Source organism: Pantoea sp. B_9, assembly GCF_008632015.1.
Taxonomy (GTDB): Bacteria; Pseudomonadota; Gammaproteobacteria; order Enterobacterales; family Enterobacteriaceae; genus Pantoea; species Pantoea dispersa.
This window is the reverse complement of sequence record NZ_VWVL01000001.1, coordinates 44,146-62,552: the sequence shown is the minus strand read 5'-3', so window position 1 is coordinate 62,552 and position 18,407 is coordinate 44,146. Positions and strand designations below refer to the sequence as shown.

Annotated in this window: 19 protein-coding genes; 9 read left to right on the top strand and 10 right to left on the bottom strand. The window is 56.2% G+C overall.

Features of this window, described 5'->3' with window-relative positions; genetic code table 11:
* The first annotated feature begins 8 nt into the window (after positions 1-8).
* Positions 9-1,418: a serine/threonine-protein kinase gene (locus F3I21_RS00280; protein ID WP_150057863.1), complete on the top strand. Its 1,410-nt coding sequence runs from the start codon at positions 9-11 to the stop codon at positions 1,416-1,418.
* A gap of 2 nt (positions 1,419-1,420) precedes the next feature.
* On the opposite strand, the gene F3I21_RS00275 is transcribed toward F3I21_RS00280, so the two are convergent.
* Positions 1,421-2,092 carry a gamma-glutamylcyclotransferase gene (locus F3I21_RS00275; protein WP_021508695.1) on the bottom strand — a complete coding sequence of 224 codons (672 nt, stop codon included), beginning with the start codon at positions 2,090-2,092 and terminating at the stop codon, positions 1,421-1,423.
* Between the two features lie 238 nt (positions 2,093-2,330).
* Positions 2,331-2,561 (bottom strand): putative cation transport regulator ChaB, encoded by a 231-nt coding sequence (chaB, locus tag F3I21_RS00270; RefSeq protein ID WP_021313035.1) that lies wholly within the window; start codon positions 2,559-2,561, stop codon positions 2,331-2,333.
* Positions 2,562-2,930: 369 nt separating this feature from the next.
* Between chaB and chaA the strand changes: the two genes are divergently transcribed.
* Positions 2,931-4,022 carry a sodium-potassium/proton antiporter ChaA gene (gene chaA, locus F3I21_RS00265; protein ID WP_021508693.1) on the top strand — a complete coding sequence of 364 codons (1,092 nt, stop codon included), beginning with the start codon at positions 2,931-2,933 and terminating at the stop codon, positions 4,020-4,022.
* A 682-nt stretch (positions 4,023-4,704) separates the two neighbouring features.
* Positions 4,705-5,394 (top strand): hypothetical protein, encoded by a 690-nt coding sequence (locus F3I21_RS00255; RefSeq protein WP_021312832.1) that lies wholly within the window; start codon positions 4,705-4,707, stop codon positions 5,392-5,394.
* 299 nt (positions 5,395-5,693) lie between these two features.
* Here the strand turns inward: F3I21_RS00255 and kdsA are convergent, their stop codons facing one another.
* From kdsA to hemA, 6 genes are read right to left on the bottom strand one after another with little or no spacing between them, the layout of a single operon-like run.
* Positions 5,694-6,548 carry a 3-deoxy-8-phosphooctulonate synthase gene (kdsA, locus tag F3I21_RS00245; RefSeq protein WP_021509944.1) on the bottom strand — a complete coding sequence of 285 codons (855 nt, stop codon included), beginning with the start codon at positions 6,546-6,548 and terminating at the stop codon, positions 5,694-5,696.
* A 27-nt stretch (positions 6,549-6,575) separates the two neighbouring features.
* Entirely contained in the window at positions 6,576-7,385 is an 810-nt protein-coding gene (gene sirB1, locus F3I21_RS00240; RefSeq protein WP_021509943.1) for an invasion regulator SirB1, read from the bottom strand.
* Complete coding sequence (locus F3I21_RS00235) at positions 7,382-7,780, bottom strand: SirB2 family protein (RefSeq protein WP_058757490.1); 399 nt, start codon at positions 7,778-7,780, stop codon at positions 7,382-7,384. Before F3I21_RS00235 ends, sirB1 begins: the two co-directional genes overlap by 4 nt.
* A 9-nt stretch (positions 7,781-7,789) precedes the next feature.
* Positions 7,790-8,620, bottom strand: coding sequence for a peptide chain release factor N(5)-glutamine methyltransferase (gene prmC, locus F3I21_RS00230; RefSeq protein WP_150057861.1), 831 nt, complete (start codon positions 8,618-8,620; stop codon positions 7,790-7,792).
* Positions 8,620-9,702: a peptide chain release factor 1 gene (gene prfA / locus F3I21_RS00225; RefSeq protein ID WP_021509940.1), complete on the bottom strand. Its 1,083-nt coding sequence runs from the start codon at positions 9,700-9,702 to the stop codon at positions 8,620-8,622. Before prfA ends, prmC begins: the two co-directional genes overlap by 1 nt.
* 41 nt (positions 9,703-9,743) lie before the next feature.
* The gene (gene hemA, locus F3I21_RS00220) at positions 9,744-11,000 is read right to left on the bottom strand and encodes a glutamyl-tRNA reductase (protein ID WP_021509939.1); all 1,257 of its coding nucleotides are present in this window, start codon (positions 10,998-11,000) and stop codon (positions 9,744-9,746) included.
* Between the two features lie 216 nt (positions 11,001-11,216).
* Between hemA and lolB the strand changes: the two genes are divergently transcribed.
* The 4 genes from lolB (at position 11,217) to F3I21_RS00200 (ending at position 15,177) form a co-directional block, all read left to right on the top strand.
* Complete coding sequence (gene lolB, locus F3I21_RS00215) at positions 11,217-11,843, top strand: lipoprotein insertase outer membrane protein LolB (protein WP_021509937.1); 627 nt, start codon at positions 11,217-11,219, stop codon at positions 11,841-11,843.
* Positions 11,840-12,697, top strand: a complete 858-nt coding sequence (ispE, locus tag F3I21_RS00210) for a 4-(cytidine 5'-diphospho)-2-C-methyl-D-erythritol kinase (protein WP_150057859.1) — start codon at positions 11,840-11,842, stop codon at positions 12,695-12,697. The genes lolB and ispE overlap by 4 nt, the downstream gene beginning before the upstream one ends.
* Before the next feature lie 137 nt (positions 12,698-12,834).
* On the top strand, positions 12,835-13,782 hold the full coding sequence (gene prs / locus F3I21_RS00205; protein ID WP_006118899.1) for a ribose-phosphate diphosphokinase: 948 nt from the start codon (positions 12,835-12,837) through the stop codon (positions 13,780-13,782).
* A 225-nt stretch (positions 13,783-14,007) separates the two neighbouring features.
* A complete protein-coding gene (locus F3I21_RS00200; RefSeq protein WP_058757486.1) occupies positions 14,008-15,177 on the top strand; it encodes a GGDEF domain-containing protein in 1,170 nt (389 codons plus the stop codon).
* Here F3I21_RS00200 and ychH read toward each other — a convergent pair.
* Positions 15,174-15,452, bottom strand: coding sequence for a stress-induced protein YchH (gene ychH, locus F3I21_RS00195; RefSeq protein WP_021509933.1), 279 nt, complete (start codon positions 15,450-15,452; stop codon positions 15,174-15,176). The two genes, F3I21_RS00200 and ychH, sit on opposite strands and share 4 nt — an antisense overlap.
* A 261-nt stretch (positions 15,453-15,713) precedes the next feature.
* On the opposite strand from ychH, the gene pth reads away from it, so the two are divergent.
* On the top strand, positions 15,714-16,301 hold the full coding sequence (gene pth / locus F3I21_RS00190) for an aminoacyl-tRNA hydrolase (protein WP_021509932.1): 588 nt from the start codon (positions 15,714-15,716) through the stop codon (positions 16,299-16,301).
* Positions 16,302-16,408: 107 nt separating this feature from the next.
* Positions 16,409-17,500, top strand: coding sequence for a redox-regulated ATPase YchF (gene ychF, locus F3I21_RS00185; RefSeq protein WP_021509931.1), 1,092 nt, complete (start codon positions 16,409-16,411; stop codon positions 17,498-17,500).
* Between the two features lie 103 nt (positions 17,501-17,603).
* Here the strand turns inward: ychF and uxuR are convergent, their stop codons facing one another.
* The gene (uxuR, locus tag F3I21_RS00180; RefSeq protein WP_031280188.1) at positions 17,604-18,380 is read right to left on the bottom strand and encodes a Uxu operon transcriptional regulator; all 777 of its coding nucleotides are present in this window, start codon (positions 18,378-18,380) and stop codon (positions 17,604-17,606) included.
* Positions 18,381-18,407: the final 27 nt, after the last annotated feature.

Sequence of the window (18,407 nt, the reverse complement as noted above, 5' to 3'; positions counted from 1 at the left end):
AGCTCACTATGTCGGCAAACGAAAATCATACCCCCAATGCCCTGCCTGCGGGCTACCGGTTTAACGAGTTTGAAATCAAGGAAGTGATCGGCGGCGGCGGCTTTGGCATTGTCTATCGCGCCTGGGATCATCAGCTGGAACGCACTATCGCCATCAAAGAGTACATGCCGGTGTCACTGGCAGTACGCGGTGCGGATCTGGCGCTGGAACTGCGCGGCGAGCGCTTCCAGAAACTGTTTAATGCCGGACGCAACAGCTTTATTCAGGAGGCACGGCTGCTGGCGCGCTTCAATCATCCCGGTCTGCTACACGTCCTGCGCTTCTGGGAAGAGAACGGCACGGCTTACATGGGCACGCTCTACTACAGCGGCATGACGCTGAAAGAGTGGCAGCTCACAAGCCCGGACAGCATTGACGAAGCGTGGATTCGCCGTCTGTTACCGCCGCTGTTTGGTGCCATCAACACCATTCACACCGCCGGTTACCTGCATCGTGATATTTCGCTCGATAACATTCAGATTCAGGAAAACCAGCTGCCGGTGCTGCTCGACTTTGGCTCGGCGCGCAAAGAGATTGGCAACCTGTCGGATGAAACCGAAATCATGCTCAAGCCGGGCTTCGCGCCGATTGAGCAGTACAGCGAAGAGGGAGAAGTCGAACAGGGACCATGGACCGATATCTACGCGCTGGGCGCGGTGCTGCATACGCTGATCACCGGCCACGCGCCGCCGGTCAGCGTGGTGCGCTGCATTGAAGATAACTACCAGCCGCTGGTGGAGCGCAAGCCTGAGGGGTATTCGCTGCCGCTGCTGCACGCGATCGACTGCGCGCTGGCGATGAAGCCGGAAGACCGGCCACAGAGTATTGATGCTTTTGCCCGGCTGATCGATCTGCCGGTGAGCGATGTCGAAGCGCTGGTGACGACCTTCCCGGTGGAGAGCCAGTCCGCGCCGGAGCCGGTAGCGGCCGTGCCCGAACCGCAGGTAATGGCGGTTAATCATGCTGCCGCCGCGATTGAACCGGTGACGCCGCGCAATGTGCGCCGTTTGTCGCCTGCCCTGCTCGCCGCCGCTGCCGTGGCGTTGCTTGCCGTGGTGGTCGTAGTGTGGAAAGCCAATCGCCCGAGCGACGCACCGCCGGTGGCGGCCAGCAGCGCCCCGGCAGCGACCCCATCAGCGGGCAGCGCACCCGCCAGCAGCGCGCCAACCATGGCGACGGTTTATCTGCAGTTGCAGGCAGGGGAAAATATCGTGCTGAACGGTGAAGCGAAGGATGTGAAACCCGCCAGCAGCGGTTTCGCCTCGCTGAATCTGGCGGCAGGCAGCTATCGTATTGAAGTGCATCACGGCAGCCAGGTGCGCAGCCAGATGCTGACGATTAACCAGCCGGGCACCTGGCTGATTAATCCCGGTAATTGAGGTTAGCCGCGCGCGGCGCTCTGCTGCAGCGCGCGCACTTCGGCCGCAAGGCGCGTTAACGCCTCTTCCTGCATGCCGCGTTTGCCCAGTTCCTGTTCCAGTGAGAACAGATACTGCGCGTTGCTGCCGAGCGGGCCGCTGGCCTGAGCGATCAGCGGAGCAATGGTGCTGCGGCAGGAGTCGGCTTCATACAGCGGATGACGCGGATCCATGATAAACACCAGCGCCGTAACCGTACGGCCATCCTCCAGCGTCAGTTCACACCAGGTGGGCAGATAGCAGCCGGTGATCATTTCCCGTTTCCACAGCAGCTCAAGTTCTTCATGCAGGCGCGCTTCCGGCAGGCGAAACGCCAGACCACTGGTAGAACCGCCCTCTTTCAGCGCCAGCATCCGTCCCGGTGCGGCAACGGTGCCGCGTCCGGCGGTCAGCCGCAGGCAAAAAGCACGATGCCAGCCCTCAAGCCGTCCGGTCGCCACCTCTTCCGCTTCAAAGACCGGGTTCCACATCAGGGAACCGTAGCCGAAGATCCACACCGGGCTTTGATCGGGACGACAGGCAAGCGTGGCGCAGAGCGACGCCGCGCGCTTCTCACAGCTCCACAGCAGCGCTTCGTCAATATCACCAAATGAAGTTTTGCAATCCGCTTTTAGTAAGAATTCCCGGGTTAACACTGCGATCTCCTCTACTGCGCTGACCTTCCTGTCGTTATGGCTCCCTGAATCTGCGATTTTACAGGCGGCGCCCGCGGCGTCGACTTAAGACAAGACAGTAATGCATTTGCCATAAACGTTTCAAGATTGACCCCGATCACAAAGGGGAAATTATCTGTAAATAGCATCGGCTGCCTGGCAGGATTCTTGAACGAAGCGCGGAGAAGTGTGAAGCGGGCCGCAGTGGCCCGCGCGGGAGCTAGTGTTTAGGATGCCACTTGTCGTCCTCGCCTTTGGCGTACTCTTTTTTGACCGCCGCCCAGGCGACTTTGTGTGCCACCTGCTCGCGCGATTCATCACCGCGACGATCGTCTTCATCTTTATACTGATCCCAGGCGCTGTTAAACGCCTTTTGGTAGATGGTTTGCGCATGACCCGGCAGCACGTGGCGCACGCTGTCTGGCAGTTCCCGGTTCGATGAATAAGGCATAGTTCCTCCTGTTTCAGGTTCCCTGTATAAGTCTGGAAGAGAACGGCAAAAACGCAAACCTGCTATTTCATACTTCTGCCAGCAAAAAAGGCGGGTAGTGAGGATAAGGCCAGATGATTCAGTTCTGTTCTTCCTCCTTTCACGCAGGATAGATGAGAAACACGCACTATTAACCTGCTGATGAAAAGGGCTAATTTGCTGATTAACGCGAATTTCTCTTCGTTCAGAGAAAAATGACAAAAAGTAAAAACGCGTAAAAAATCTGCGTGAGCAGTGGTGAAAAGTTACACTGCGCTTCGTCAGATGAGTCACTATATTTATCAGGCAGCAATTGCCTGTTTTTGTTCTTTTTGCCGAAGAGGATGGCGCATGGCTGGACATGAGAAGACCCGACACAGCGAGTATTCGCTGATTTTCCCGATTCTGGCGCTGGCGGTGCTGAGCTTTTTTGGCGGCCAGACAGCGCTTCTGCCGGTAATCGGCATCAATCTGCTGGCGCTGGTAGCGATTTTAAGCAGCGCCTTCAGCGTAGTACGTCACGCCGACGTTCTGGCGCACCGGTTAGGTGAACCCTACGGCTCGCTGATCCTCAGCCTGTCCGTGGTAATTCTGGAAGTGAGCCTGATTTCGGCGCTGATGGCGACCGGCGATGCAGCGCCCGCGCTGATGCGCGATACGCTCTACTCCATCATCATGATCGTTACCGCCGGACTGGTGGGCTGTGCCCTGCTGCTTGGCGGGCGTAAATTTGCCACCCAGTACGTTAACCTGGCCGGCGTGAAGCAGTACATGATCGCCATTTTCCCGCTGGCGATTCTGGTGCTGGTGTTTCCCAATGCCCTGCCCGGCGGCAATTTCACTACCGCGCAGGCGCTGATCATTGCGGCGATCTCTGCGGCGATGTACGGCGTGTTCCTGCTGATTCAGACCAAAACCCACCAGAGCCTGTTTGTTTACGAGCATGAAGACGAGAGCGATGATGGCGACCCGCATCACGGTAAGCCTTCCGCGCACAGCTCGCTGTGGCACACCGCGTGGCTGATTGTGCATCTGATTGCGGTGATCAGCGTGACCAAGATGAACGCCAACTCGCTGGAAATGCTGCTCACTGAAATGAACGCGCCGGAGCAGTTTACCGGTTTCCTCGTCGCGCTGCTGATTCTGTCGCCGGAAGGTCTGGGCGCAATCAAGGCGGTGCTGATGAATCAGGTGCAGCGCGCGATGAACCTGTTTTTCGGTTCGGTGCTGGCCACCATTTCATTGACGGTGCCGACGGTGACCATTATTGCCACCCTGACCGGTCAGCAGTTGATTTTCGGGCTTGAGCCGCCGCATATGGTGGTGATGAGCGCGGTGCTGATTTTGTGCCACATCTCGTTCTCCACGGGCCGCACCAACGTGCTCAACGGCGCAGCGCATCTGGCCCTGTTTGCCGGTTATCTGCTGACAATTATGCTGTGATGTTAAATGAAGTGGTCGCCATGAATGGCGACCCTACAACGCAGGGTGCGCATCAGGTGAATCGGTCGCCATGAGCGGCGACCGTACAATGTAGGGTGCGCATTTATGCGCACCTGGATAAAGATATCTTTACGGCTTAATAACAGCCGTTAGCACATCTGGCCCTGCCAGCTATTTGCTAAAAATTAAGCCTTAAATCGAATAGTTTATTGCAAATTTTCTGTTTACCCGAAGAAGTTAAAATGTTCCCTGCATGCACTCTGGCTGCCAGTCATTATTTATGATTGCTTGTAAATAACCCATACGTCAATTGACTTACATTCTTTTCAGCCCCGACACCGTATCAAAATGCTGCTTGTACGTTAAAACCTTACCGCTTAGCGATGGACGCTATCAGCTTTAATGTCAACCATGAGAGAAAAGCAGATAATAAAATAGTTGCGATAATCAACGCATCAATGGTCGATAAAAAAACATGAAAAGGGTTCACTAATTTACCTAACAGCATATACGATGATTCGGAAAGGAACCTGAACATGATCTCAGGAATAACAATTGCGTAGCCTAATGTTAAGACAATGAGTAATAGTATCCGTTTCATTTCCATGCATGCTCCTTGCAACAAGATGTGATGAGTATATAATCGTTTCTTAAGGATTTCTACAGTAAGGGATGATTAACCATGTCGTATCTGAAATTGAAGCTTCAGGCTGATCGTACAATTGCACTCAATTTTGAAAAAGCACTGGCGCAACTGCGTGAAGAAACGCGAACCGCCAGTACTACGGTTGCCTCGGGAATTGAAAGAGCTAGCTGGTATAGTTCCTGCGTTTTTGATGATTACAAAGATGTATGTAAACGACTGAGAAGTGAAGATGTTCGTATGTTTTCAGCTCTGCCACAGGTTTTTTCACGACATGATGTCATCCTTGATATGGTTGAAATCTACTTTAGAAAAAAACTTGCGCGTCTCAGTGAACATAATGTTCAAAATCTGGTGCGCCAACTTGCTGAAAAGGCGGCTAATTATACAAGCGGTAAAGCTTCAAAACTCACCATTTCATTTCTTATCGCGCGCATAGTTACCGAATCTAAAGTTTTTAAGAGCTCGCTGGTTGATGTGATTGACCGGACATCGCTTTATAGTGTCACAGTTTTAAAATTTTACGGGAAAATACAAATCGCTGCAACAGCAGCTCAGCATTTGAAATTTGCGGATCCGGAGTATTATTTCGATCTGTATCAACAGAAATTAGAAATGCTTTATTATCTCATAGAACCTGAAATGTCTAAAATTATTTACTTAAACAAATCCGGCTCAACAAATGATGAGCAAATATTGGCATTAGTAGAACGGTTACTGACAAAATGAAACGAATCTTTTCCTGGTTCTATGCATGGTTAAGTCAGTCTTTTTTTTCACTAATACCGGTGATTGCGGCGGTAGCAGGTGGAATACTTTTGACAGCGCTTTTCCCTCATTATGGGCTGTTATTGACTCTGCTCTGGGTCATTGCCATGGGTGCTATCTACGTGAAATATTTTAGATGGTTTTGACGGTCAATTTCAGTTGATACTTTATGTAATCCCTTCGTTGTTAAGCGCCTGCGACAGAATTTACCATTCTATTACAAAGGCACCCGCGGGTGCCTTTGCTGTTGCTATGACAAATCAGTTACTGGTATCCAGCTCCGGGAAGCTTTTAACCAGATCGTCAATCGCTTTCATCTGCGCCAGGAACGGTTCCAGCTTATCGAGCGGCAGCGCGGACGGGCCATCGCATTTGGCGCTGTTCGGTTCCGGGTGCGCTTCGATGAACAGACCGGCGATGCCTACCGCCATGCCCGCACGCGCCAGTTCGGCAACCTGCGCACGACGACCACCGGAAGCCGCGCCAAACGGATCGCGCGTCTGCAGCGCATGGGTAACGTCAAAAATCACCGGGCTGTTGTTAGTGACTTTCTTCATCACGTTGAAACCGAGCATATCAACCACCAGGTTGTCATACCCGAAGTTACTGCCGCGGTCGCACAGAATCACCTTGTCGTTGCCGCCTTCGGCAAACTTATCGACGATATTGCCCATCTGGCCTGGGCTGACGAACTGCGGCTTCTTCACGTTGATCACGGCACCGGTTTTCGCCATCGCTTCCACCAGATCGGTCTGACGCGCCAGGAAGGCCGGCAGCTGAATCACGTCCACCACGTCGGCGACCGGCTGCGCCTGCCAACTTTCGTGCACGTCAGTGATAATTTTCACGCCGAACGCCTGCTTCAGCGCCTGGAAAATTTTCATGCCTTCGTCGAGGCCAGGGCCACGGTAAGACTTGATGGAAGAGCGGTTGGCTTTGTCAAAAGAGGCTTTGAACACATACGGAATGCCGAGCTTGTCGGTAACCTTCACGTAATGTTCGCAGATGCGCATGGCGAGATCCTGGGATTCCAGCACGTTCATGCCGCCAAAGAGAACAAATGGCAGATCGTTTGCGACCTTGATATCGCCGATACTCACTACTTTCTGTGTCATGCCCTTTCCTTAAATGTCGGGGGACGCTTAGTGCAGCGTCACCTGTTTCTGTTCAATTGCGTGGATCTGCACTTTAATCATCTCGCTGACCGGGTCTTCAGGACACTGTTCAACGAAATAGGTCAAATCGGTCAGTGCGATATGCTCGCACTCCAGCTGGGCGTAAATCAAACCGCGGTCGCGAATCTCATAGGGATCGTCCGGGTCGATTTGCAACAGTACCTGGCTGACGTTGAGCGCCAGCTCCATCTGCTTCTCATCCATCAGCGCCGCTTTCAGCGTGTCGAGCATTTTGCGCATCACGCTGACGGTTTTCGCTTCATCGAGGTCGTCAGAATAGAGCTTTGCCGTCGGGCTGATATTGCCCTTCAGCCACACTTCCAGCGTATGGGTGTCGAGCGTTTCACCGTTGAACGGATTGATCAGCCACATTTCACCGTCGAGCCAGTCGGCACGCAGTATCAGCTGCGTCGGGAAAATCACCGGCATCAGCGGCAGCTCAAGCTCATCCGCAATGTGCAGCAAAATCACGCCGAGCGACACCGCCGTTCCCTGCCGGCTCTTCAGCACTTTATCGATCCACAGCGCGTCTGACAGATTGTACACGCCGCTGGCACCGCCAAAGCCCCACTGCTGGTAAAACAGATCGAGCAGCTTCTCCAGCTGCAGATCCGCATCCTGTTCGCTACTGACATAGCGCCGCGCCTCTTCAACCAGGTCAGCCAGCTGCTGCTGGACGGAAGGCGCGGAAAAATCATTGCGTATGGCGCAGGTCGCGCCAATCACCGCTTCACTTAACGGTGTTTCACTGTAATCAAGTTGCACTGGCGAGGTCATACTATCCCCAATAACGGCATTTTGGTCATCGCCAGTTTAATCACCAGTAATAATGCGACCACGGCGACTAAACAGGCGACCCAGCGGGTCGCCATGCTGCGCGGGCGACGACTCAATGCCACGGAACCTAAGGCGATGTAGATGATAACCGCTAACAGCTTCTCCGTCAGCCAGCTTCCTTGTGGGGTAAACGGATAAAAGTGGGTAATCAGCACCAGCAGTGCACCGCTGAGCAGCAGGAATGTATCGTTGATGTGCGGCGCAATGCGCACCCAGCGGCGCTGCAGCAGGGCAGATCCGGTGGTCAGCCAGTAAAAACGCAGCAGAAACAGCGTGATGGTGATCGCGACTGTCAGCAGATGGAAATTTTTAATCAGCGGATACCAGCTGGCCATAGTGCTTCCTTAAGTAAGTTGTCCAAGCGTGACGCGCGGATTGCCGCCGTAATCCTCAACGGTGGTGACCGCCTGAAAGCCATTACGGGTTAACAGCGCGCGTACAGCCGCGCCCTGCTGCCAGCCGTGTTCCAGCAGCAGCCAACCCTGCGGCTGCAACCAGTGCGGCGCGCGTTCAATAATTAATCGTAAATCGGCCAGCCCGGCCTCTTCCGCTACCAGCGCGCTGAGCGGCTCAAAACGCACGTCGCCCTGCTGCAGATGTTCATCGGCGGCATCAATGTAAGGCGGATTGCTGACAATCAGATCGAAACGTTGGGCGGGCAGATCGTCGAACCAGTGGCTGCGCACAAATCCGGCGTTGGTGAGGTGCAGGCGCTGGGCGTTGTCCTGCGCCAGCGCAACCGCGGCGGCGATGCGGTCGCAGCCGGTAATCTGACAATCGGGCCGCTCGCTGGCCAGCGCCAGCGCAATGGCGCCGGTGCCGGTACCGAGATCGAGCACCGCGGAGGGCGTCGCGGGCAGCCGCAGCAGCGCCTGCTCCACCAGCACTTCGGTATCCGGACGTGGAATCAGCGTGGCATCACTGACGCGCAGCGGCAGCGACCAGAACTCGCGTTCGCCCACCAGATGCGCAATCGGCTCACCGCGCACGCGGCGTGCCAGTAACGTCTCCAGCTGTGCCAGTTGCGCATCATCGAGCGGGCTGTCGTCAAACGCTATCAGCCAGCTGCGCGACTTGCCGGTGACAAAACCCAGCAGAATCTCCGCATCGCGCTTCGGGCTATCGCCTCCGCACAACGCAGCCTGCGCCTGTTGCAGCCAGCGCCGGACGTTCATCACTCCTGCCCGGCCAGTGCGGCCAGCTGGTCAGCCTGATACTCCTGCACAATCGGCTCGATCAGCGTATCCAGCTTGCCTTCCATGGTTTCGTCGAGGCGGTAGAGTGTCAGGTTGATGCGGTGATCGGTGACGCGACCCTGCGGGAAGTTATAGGTACGGATTCTGTCGGAACGGTCGCCGCTGCCCAGCAGGTTACGCCGCGTTGAGGCTTCCGCCGCCTGGCGCTTCGCCATTTCCGCTGCGTGAATGCGTGCACCCAGCACCGCCAGCGCTTTGGCTTTGTTTTTGTGCTGCGAGCGCTCATCCTGGCACTCCACCACGATGCCGGTTGGCAGGTGGGTGATACGGATCGCCGAATCGGTGGTGTTAACGTGCTGACCGCCCGCGCCAGAAGAGCGGAAGGTATCAATTTTCAGATCGCCCGGATTGATGTCCGGTAGTTCGGCTTCCGGCAGCTCCGGCATCACCGCCACGGTACAGGCGGAAGTGTGAATGCGCCCCTGCGATTCGGTTTCCGGCACGCGCTGCACGCGATGACCGCCGGATTCAAACTTCATGCGACCGTAAGCCCCGTCACCGGTGATACGCGCAATGACTTCTTTGTAGCCGCCATGCTCGCCATCGTTGGCGCTCATGATCTCCACCTGCCAGCGGCGCGCTTCGGCATAGCGGCTGTACATGCGGAACAGATCGCCGGCGAAAATCGCCGCTTCGTCGCCACCGGTGCCGGCGCGCACTTCGATAAAGCACGGACGTTCATCGTCGGGATCTTTCGGCAGCAGCAGCACCTGAAGCTGCTGTTCCAGCACCTCGCGCTTTTCGCGCGATAGTTTCAACTCTTCCTGCGCCATGTCGCGCATTTCCGCATCGTCGAGCAGCATTTCAGCCGTTTCGACATCTTCCTGCACCTGCTGCCATTCGCGGAAACAACGGGTGACGTCGCTCAGCTGGGCATATTCACGTGATAACGCGCGGAAACGGTCCTGATCGCCAATTACGCCGGCATCGCCCAGTAACGCTTCAACTTCTTCATGGCGTTCCTGCAGCGCTTCCAGCTTGGCAACAATCGAGCTCTTCATCTAATAGAGGGTATCCCAGTGATAGGTCGTGACAGACCAGATTACTCTAAACCGAGGCTGTCACGTAAGATCTGCAGGCGTTCGCTGTCGCCGTCGCGCGCGGCCTGCTGCAGTGATTTGGTTGGTGCATGAATTAAACGGTTGGTGAGCTTGTGTGCCAGCTCCTGCAAGACTTTTTCGGCATCAGCACCCTGACGCAATGCCGCCAGCGCACGATCCTGCAGCTCGGCGCGCACGTCGTCAGCCTGCGCGCGGTATTCGCGGATGGTCTCACCGGCGCTTTGCGCGCGCAGCCAGGCCATGAATTCACCGCTCTCCTGCACCACAATGCTTTCCGCCTGCACCGCCGCCGCTTTGCGCTGCGCCATGTTCTGCTCGATGATCGCCTGCAGATCATCCACGCTGTACAGGTAGGCGTTGGCCAGCTTGCCCACTTCCGGCTCAACATCACGCGGCACGGCGATATCCACCAGCAGCATAGGCTGGTTGCGGCGCGCCTTCAGCGCCCGTTCCACCATGCCTTTGCCAATAATCGGCAGCGGACTGGCGGTGGAGGAGATAATGATATCGGCATCGGCCAGGCGGGTTTCAATATCGGCGAGACCGATCACTTCGGCGCCCACTTCGTCCGCCAGCAGCTGTGCGCGTTCGCGCGTGCGGTTGGCGATCATCAGTTTGCGCACGCTGTGTTCGCGCAGGTGACGCGCCACCAGTTCGATGGTTTCACCGGCACCGACCAGCAGCACGTTAACGCTGCTGAGTGATTCGAAAATCTGACGGGCTAAGGAGCAGGCAGCGAAGGCGACCGACACCGCGCTGGCGCCGATTTCGGTTTCGGTGCGCACGCGCTTGGCCACCGAGAAGGTTTTCTGGAACATGCGTTCCAGCTCGCTGCTCAGCGCATGGTCGCGCGAGGAGTCAGCATGGGCTTTTTTGACCTGACCGAGAATCTGTGGCTCGCCCAGCACCAGCGAGTCGAGCCCGCTGGCCACGCGCATCAGGTGGCTGACTGCCGCGTTGTCCTGATGCCAGTACAGGCTGTTGCGCACGTCCTCTTCACGTAAGTCGTGATACTCGCACAACCAGCGCACCAGCTGCTCCTGCAGATCGGTCTGCTGCTCTACGCTGAGGTAGAGTTCCGTCCGGTTACAGGTAGAAAGCACCACCCCGCTCTGCACCATCGGCTGAGACAGCAAGCTGTTCAGCGCCTGGTCCAGCGTGTCTGGCGTGAACGAAACACGTTCGCGCAGCGCAACAGGTGCGGTTTTGTGGTTGATTCCGAGAGCAAGCAGCGTCATGGTGATTCGGGTTGGGAAGTCCCAATAATTGTCAGGTTTTGTGCTGCGCATTCTACAAGATGCAACAGATCAAGAAAAGCCATACAAAGCCTATGACTGTAATAAGATTAAACTGATCGTGCGCAATTATCCTGACATCGCCATTGACGGCACAGAGACGGATGGTTAGCGTTACCGGTTACGACGTAAAAACGTGTCTGAGGAGACGACCACGTGATGCATTTGCCCCCGCGCCAGCTGTTGCGCCTTTTGCCCCTTGCCAGCGTGTTGCTGGCTGCCTGTAGCATCAACAAACCCCAGCAAGGTCCCGGTCCCAGCACGACATCGCCGCAGTGGCAGCAACATCAGCAGGCGGTAGCGAAAATTACCCAGTACCAGACGCGCGGCGCGTTTGCCTATCTGTCGGATAAGCAGAAGGTTTATGCCCGCTTCAACTGGCAGCAAACTGCTGCAGACCGTTACCGTCTGCTGCTGACTAACCCGCTCGGCAGCACAGAACTGCAGCTCGACGCGCAGGGTTCGGTGGTGCAGATTGTCGATAACAAAGGCAAACGCTACGTCAGCAACGACGCGGAGAAGATGATTTCCCAGCTCACCGGCATGGATATTCCGCTGGCGAACCTGCGTCAGTGGATGATGGGTCTGCCTGGCGACGCCAGCGACTATCAGCTGAACAACAATTATCAGCTGCAAAGCCTGACCTACAGCCGCAACGGCCAGCAGTGGAAGGTGAATATCAGCGATTACGACAGCAAGGTGAACCCGCCGCTGCCGGCCAACCTCGAACTGACCGAAGGCGGTCAGCGCATCAAACTGCGCATGGATAGCTGGACCACACAATGATCACCACCTGGCCCGCGCCGGCAAAGCTCAACCTGTTTCTCTACATTACCGGCCGTCGTGCAGACGGCTACCACAATTTGCAGACGCTGTTTCAGTTTCTCGATGTTGGCGACACCCTGGAGATTACCCCGGATAACAGCGGCAATATCACCCTGCTGACGCCGCTCGACGGCGTGGCCGATGAAGACAACCTGATCGTGCGGGCGGCGCTGGCGCTGCGTGCCGCAGCGGCGGACAAAGGCACCCTGCCGCCGCAGGCCGGTGCCCGGATCGCGCTGGAGAAGCGCCTGCCGATGGGCGGTGGTCTGGGCGGTGGCTCGTCTGATGCCGCGACGGTGCTGGTGGCGCTGAACCATCTGTGGCGCACCCAGCTCAGCGTGGATGAGCTGGCTACGCTTGGCGTGCGCCTCGGTGCCGATGTGCCGGTATTCGTGCGCGGCCATGCGGCGTTTGCCGAAGGGGTCGGCGAGCAATTGCAGCCCGCGTTTCCGGCGGAAAAATGGTATCTGGTGGCCCATCCTGGCGTCAGCATCGCCACCCCGGATCTGTTTCGCGATCCTGAACTGACGCGCGATTCACCAATACGCACATTAGATGAACTGTTGCAGCGTCCTTTTCACAATGATTGTGAAGCGGTAGCAAGAAAACGTTTTCGTGAGGTTGATGCGCTGCTTTCCTGGCTGCTAGAATACGCGCCGTCGCGCCTGACAGGGACCGGCGCTTGCGTGTTTGCTGAATTTGACACCGAGTCCGCTGCTCGTCAGGTGCTGGAGCTTGCCCCGAAATGGATGTGCGGATTTGTGGCGCGTGGGCTTAATCTCTCGCCGTTACAGCGTACCCTTTCCGGGCTCTAAGCGTAAACGTGACAGTGTCACCCTGTTCCAGACACTGCACGTGACGCATTAACACACCCGTATGAACAGGCTCAAATGTATTCGCCGGTTATTTTTGAGCGGTTCATTCTCTGGACGCCAAGCCTGAGGTTCTTCTCGTGCCTGATATGAAGCTATTTGCTGGTAACGCCACCCCGGAACTAGCACAACGTATTGCCAACCGCCTTTACACCAGCCTCGGAGACGCCGCTGTCGGCCGTTTCAGCGATGGCGAAGTAAGTGTACAGATTAATGAAAATGTACGCGGTGGTGATATTTTCATCATCCAGTCCACCTGTGCCCCCACCAATGATAACTTGATGGAGCTGGTTGTGATGGTCGACGCACTGCGTCGGGCTTCTGCTGGTCGTATTACTGCTGTAATCCCTTACTTTGGCTATGCCCGTCAGGACCGCCGCGTGCGTTCTGCCCGCGTGCCAATTACCGCCAAAGTTGTGGCTGATTTCCTCTCCAGCGTCGGCGTGGACCGTGTACTGACGGTTGACCTGCACGCTGAACAGATCCAGGGCTTCTTTGATGTCCCGGTGGATAACGTGTTCGGTAGCCCGATTCTGCTGGAAGATATGCTGCAGATTGGTCTGGAAAACCCGATTGTGGTTTCGCCGGACATCGGTGGCGTAGTGCGCGCTCGCGCTATCGCCAAACTGCTCAACGACACCGACATGGCCATCATCGACAAACGTCGCCCGCGTGCGAACGTGTCGCAGGTGATGCACATCATCGGTGACGTTGCCGGTCGTGACTGCGTACTGGTCGACGATATGATCGACACCGGCGGTACGCTGTGCAAAGCGGCTGAAGCACTGAAAGAGCGCGGCGCGAAACGCGTGTTCGCTTACGCCACCCACCCAATCTTCTCTGGCAACGCGGTGGAAAATCTGCGCAAATCAGTGATTGATCAGGTGATTGTTTGCGACACCATTCCGCTGTCGGAAGAGATGAAGTCACTGCCTAACGTGCGTACGCTGACGCTGTCTGGCATGCTGGCCGAAGCCATTCGTCGTATCAGCAACGAAGAATCGATTTCGGCGATGTTCGAACATTAATTGTTCGCGAAAAACCGGGCGCCCTGCCCGGTTTTTTATTGCCTGTGCGCAGAGTAACATCCCGATAAAGCCGCTTCCGCCGCCACTATTTGCGCGATAAATGGCCTCAAAATACGCCAATCTCCCCGCCTTCCACTCTTTTTATCAGACAAGCGCATCCGGGCTTTAGCGGTCCAGTGATTAGTGATATTTTTCACCACACTTTTGCTGAGAACTCCGACCACCATGCCACTCGACATTTATACGTTGTTTATTTGCGAGCTCTACGTGCTGGGGTTTCTGAGCATTATTTTGATTTTTGCCTGGGTCGGGGCGCAGTACGACCGGGTGCTGGGTTTTACCACCCTGACGCTAATACTGACGCTTGCCGCCGTGCTGCTCAGCAGCCTGCGCAGCGCCGGTTTGCACTTTTTGCCGGTGGCGGTCGGGAATGTCATTATGCTGCTGGCCTACGGCACCCTGCTCAACGCCTTTCGTACTTTTTGCCGCCTTCCGCTCGGTTTTTGCTGGATCACTGGCGCGCTGCTGTGGGCCCTGCTTTGCGCCTTTCCGCAGTTCTATCACGGCCAGCCGAAACGCGTGCTGGTCATGTGCCTGCTGTGCATCATCTTTACCGCCGCGCTGATTCGTCTGCTGTGGCAGGCACGCGCCTCGCTGACCGTCACTTTCTGGCCCGCGCAGATACTGCTGTGGATCCACTTACTGTTCCATCTGGCGCGCATTTTCCTTGACGATGCGGTAGCCACCCCCGTACCGGGCGCCATTGGCGGGTCCGGCTTTTCGGTGTATGTGATTCTGGAGTCGATCCTCTTCGTCATCGGCCTGACATTCACTATCCTGGCGATGGTCAATGAGCGTACGCAGATCGCCCATAAGCTGGCGTCGCTGCACGATCCGCTTACCGGCGTCTGGAACCGGCGCGCATTGTTTGAGGCCGCAGAAAAACTGCTGCTGCGCCACGCACGTTTGCCGCAGCCCTATATTTACAGTGCAGTGCTGTTCGACCTCGATCATTTCAAAAGCATTAACGATCGCTATGGCCATCAGCAGGGGGATCGGGTGCTGGTGGATTTTTGTCAGGTGGTAAAAGCGTTAATGCCGGTTGAGGGTCAGTTTGCCCGGCTGGGCGGTGAGGAATTTGCCGCGTTGCTTCCTGGCGACAGTGAGCAGGCGCAGCGCATCTGTGAGCGTATCCGGCTGGCGACACAGCTGTCGCTACCCAACGACATCGGTTATACAGTGAGCATTGGCTTTGCCACTGCCAGCCAGCGGCATCAGGCGTTTCCCGCCCTGCTGGCGCTGGCTGATGAAGCCTTGTATCGCGCTAAAGCCGCCGGACGTAACCGCGTCGAAGGTTATCAGACGCCGCAGGCGGCAATGGCGGAAGCCGGTTAGTGCGTTGAGTGGTGATCGCGACGGCAGCGTTTATCACCGTAGTGACGCAGCCAGTAATAGCGGTCTTCCACCCTCTCCCGCCCGCTGACACGTGCGCCGACCAGCCACAGTAGCGCACCCACGAAAATACTGAACATCGCTCCATGCGCGAGGAACTGCGGCAGGTTGACCGACGGCAGCTGGTTAATGATGGAATAACCCACCCCGAGCACCATGGTTAACAAGCCGAGACACATCAAACCATTACCGACGGTGCGGCAGTGTTGACGTTTCATGATTCACCTCCATCCTTTTCAGCAACGCAGAAAACAGCACGTTTGGTTAACTGGCCATAAGTTTAGGCAATGGCTGGCGGTTAAGATGCGTACAGGATCACACATCCTTCACAATGTCTGACAAAACTTTACCGCCAGTACCTTGATTTCGATAGAAATTGATTAGTCACCTCAGGTCATTAATCTGCCATTACGCCCTTTGTCATCCCCGCCGGCAGGCAGTAAACTATCGCCCTTTCGCAGCGAGACAGGATAAACATCGTGAGCAGCATTAAACTGATTGTGGGGCTGGCCAATCCCGGCGCTGAATACGCGGCAACGCGCCATAACGCTGGCGCCTGGTATGTGGATTTACTTTGCTCGCGCCATAATCAGTCCCTCAAAGAGGAGCCGAAATTTTTCGGCTACACCGCGCGCCTGTCGCTGGCCGGCGAGGATGTGCGCCTGCTGGTGCCCACCACCTTTATGAACCTGAGCGGCAAAGCGGTGGCGGCGATGGCAACGTTCTATCGCATTACGCCGGAAGAGATTTTGGTGGCACACGATGAAATGGACCTGCCGCCAGGCGTGGCAAAATTCAAACAGGGCGGCGGCCATGGCGGTCATAACGGCCTGAAAGACATCATCAGCAAGCTCGGTAATAACAACAATTTTCATCGCCTGCGCGTCGGTATCGGCCATCCGGGCGATCGTAACAAGGTCACCGGATTTGTGCTCGGCAAGGCACCGGCCAGCGAGCAGAAGCTGATTGACGAGGCGGTCGACGAAGCGGTGCGCTGCACCGAGCTGTGGCTGAAAGAGGACAAGATCAAGGCGATGAACCGCCTGCACGCCTTCAAAGCCAGCTAAGCCAATTCCCGCGCCGCCGCAGGGAATTCTGTGTATAATGCGCGAAAATTTTTGAATCAGTCGGCGCTGTCTGCCAGCGCTGCACACTCAGTGAGAAAGGTAAGATCATGGGATTTAAATGCGGTATTGTGGGCCTGCCGAACGTCGGTAAATCCACCCTGTTCAACGCGCTGACCAAAGCGGGTATCGAAGCAGCCAACTTTCCGTTCTGCACCATCGAGCCCAACACCGGCGTGGTGCCGATGCCTGACCTGCGCCTCGATCAGCTGAGCGAGATTGTTAAGCCACAGCGCGTGGTGCCAACCACCATGGAGTTCGTGGACATCGCCGGTCTGGTAAAAGGCGCGTCCAAAGGTGAAGGCCTGGGCAACCAGTTCCTGACCAACATCCGCGAAACTGAAGCCATCGGCCACGTGGTACGCTGCTTTGAAAACGACAACATCATCCACGTCTCCGGTAAAGTAAACCCGGCGGAAGATATTGATGTCATCAACACCGAGCTGGCACTGTCGGATCTCGACACCTGCGAACGTGCCATTCAGCGCTGCCAGAAGAAAGCCAAAGGCGGCGACAAAGATGCTAAGGCGGAACTGGCCGCGCTGGAGAAGTGCCTGCCGCATCTCGAAAACGCCGGTATGCTGCGCTCGCTGGCGCTGGACGCCGATGAGAAAGCGGCGATTCGCTATCTCAGCTTCCTGACGCTGAAGCCGACCATGTACATTGCCAATGTCAATGAAGACGGTTTCGAGAACAACCCGTATCTCGACCAGGTGCGCGCGATTGCTGAAGCCGAAGGCTCAGTGGTGGTGCCGGTCTGTGCGGCAGTGGAATCGGACATCGCCGAGCTGGAAGATGAAGAGCGTGACGAGTTCATGGCCGAGCTGGGCCTGGAAGAGCCGGGCCTCAACCGCGTGATCCGCGCCGGTTATGCCCTGCTCAACCTGCAGACTTACTTCACCGCAGGCGTGAAAGAAGTGCGTGCCTGGACCATCCCGGTTGGCGCCACCGCACCGCAGGCAGCCGGTAAAATCCACACCGACTTCGAAAAAGGCTTTATCCGCGCTCAGACCATCGCGTTCGAAGATTTCATCACATACAAAGGTGAACAGGGTGCGAAAGAAGCCGGCAAAATGCGTTCAGAAGGTAAAGAGTACATCGTGAAAGATGGCGATGTGATGAACTTCCTGTTTAACGTCTGATTGGCTTCCAGGGTGTCATGAGGTTCCACTTATCTCATGAACCCGCAAAAATAAAATCCACGCATTTGCGTGGATTTTTTATGGCTGAAGCCCTGTCGGCAGGCTAATTATCCGATCCGTTAGTGGCATACAGCGGCCATGACTCAAACAGGTAGCCGTCGAAATCAATGTCGTCCACATCAGAAAACTCCAGCAGCAGCTGCTTGACGTTTTCCAGGTGCTGCCACATCGCCTGTTTCGCGGCGCGCGCGTCTTTCTTGATTAAGGCGGCGAGGATCTTTTTATGATCGTCGAGCCACTTTTTGCGGTAGTTGGTATTGATCAGATGCCGGTGCAGCTGGCTCCACATCACGTTGTCTTCGCGCCACTGCCAGGATTGTTTGAACAGCTCCACCAGCATGCTGTTGTGCGTGGCTTCGGCTATCGCCAGATGGAAATTGCGGTCGCCGTTTTCGCTGTCGTTCACTGCGCCTGACGCCAGCTCACGCTCTTCCAGCGCCAGCGCCTGGCGCATTTTGATGATGTCTTCACGCGTCGCCTGTAACGCAGCGAATTCGGCGATATTGCTCTCCAGCAGCTGACGGGCCTGCAGCATCTCAAACGGACCGGCCGCATTGCAGGCGGTTTGCGCAGCGGCACGCGGTGCCGGCGTGTCGTTGATCACGTAAATGCCTGCACCACGCCGCACTTCAATCAACCCTTCCAGCTCCAGCATAATCAGCGCCTCACGCACCAGCGTGCGCGTGACGTTCAGCAGCATCGCCAGTTCACGCTCCGGCGGCAACCGCTCGCCAATCGCGTACTGTTTCTGCGTAATCATATTGCGAAGCATCTCGCCCACTTCCTGATAGGGTCGCTGTGCTGAAGCTTGTGGTTTCATAACGCTCTTTTCTGCTGGTTCAGACAT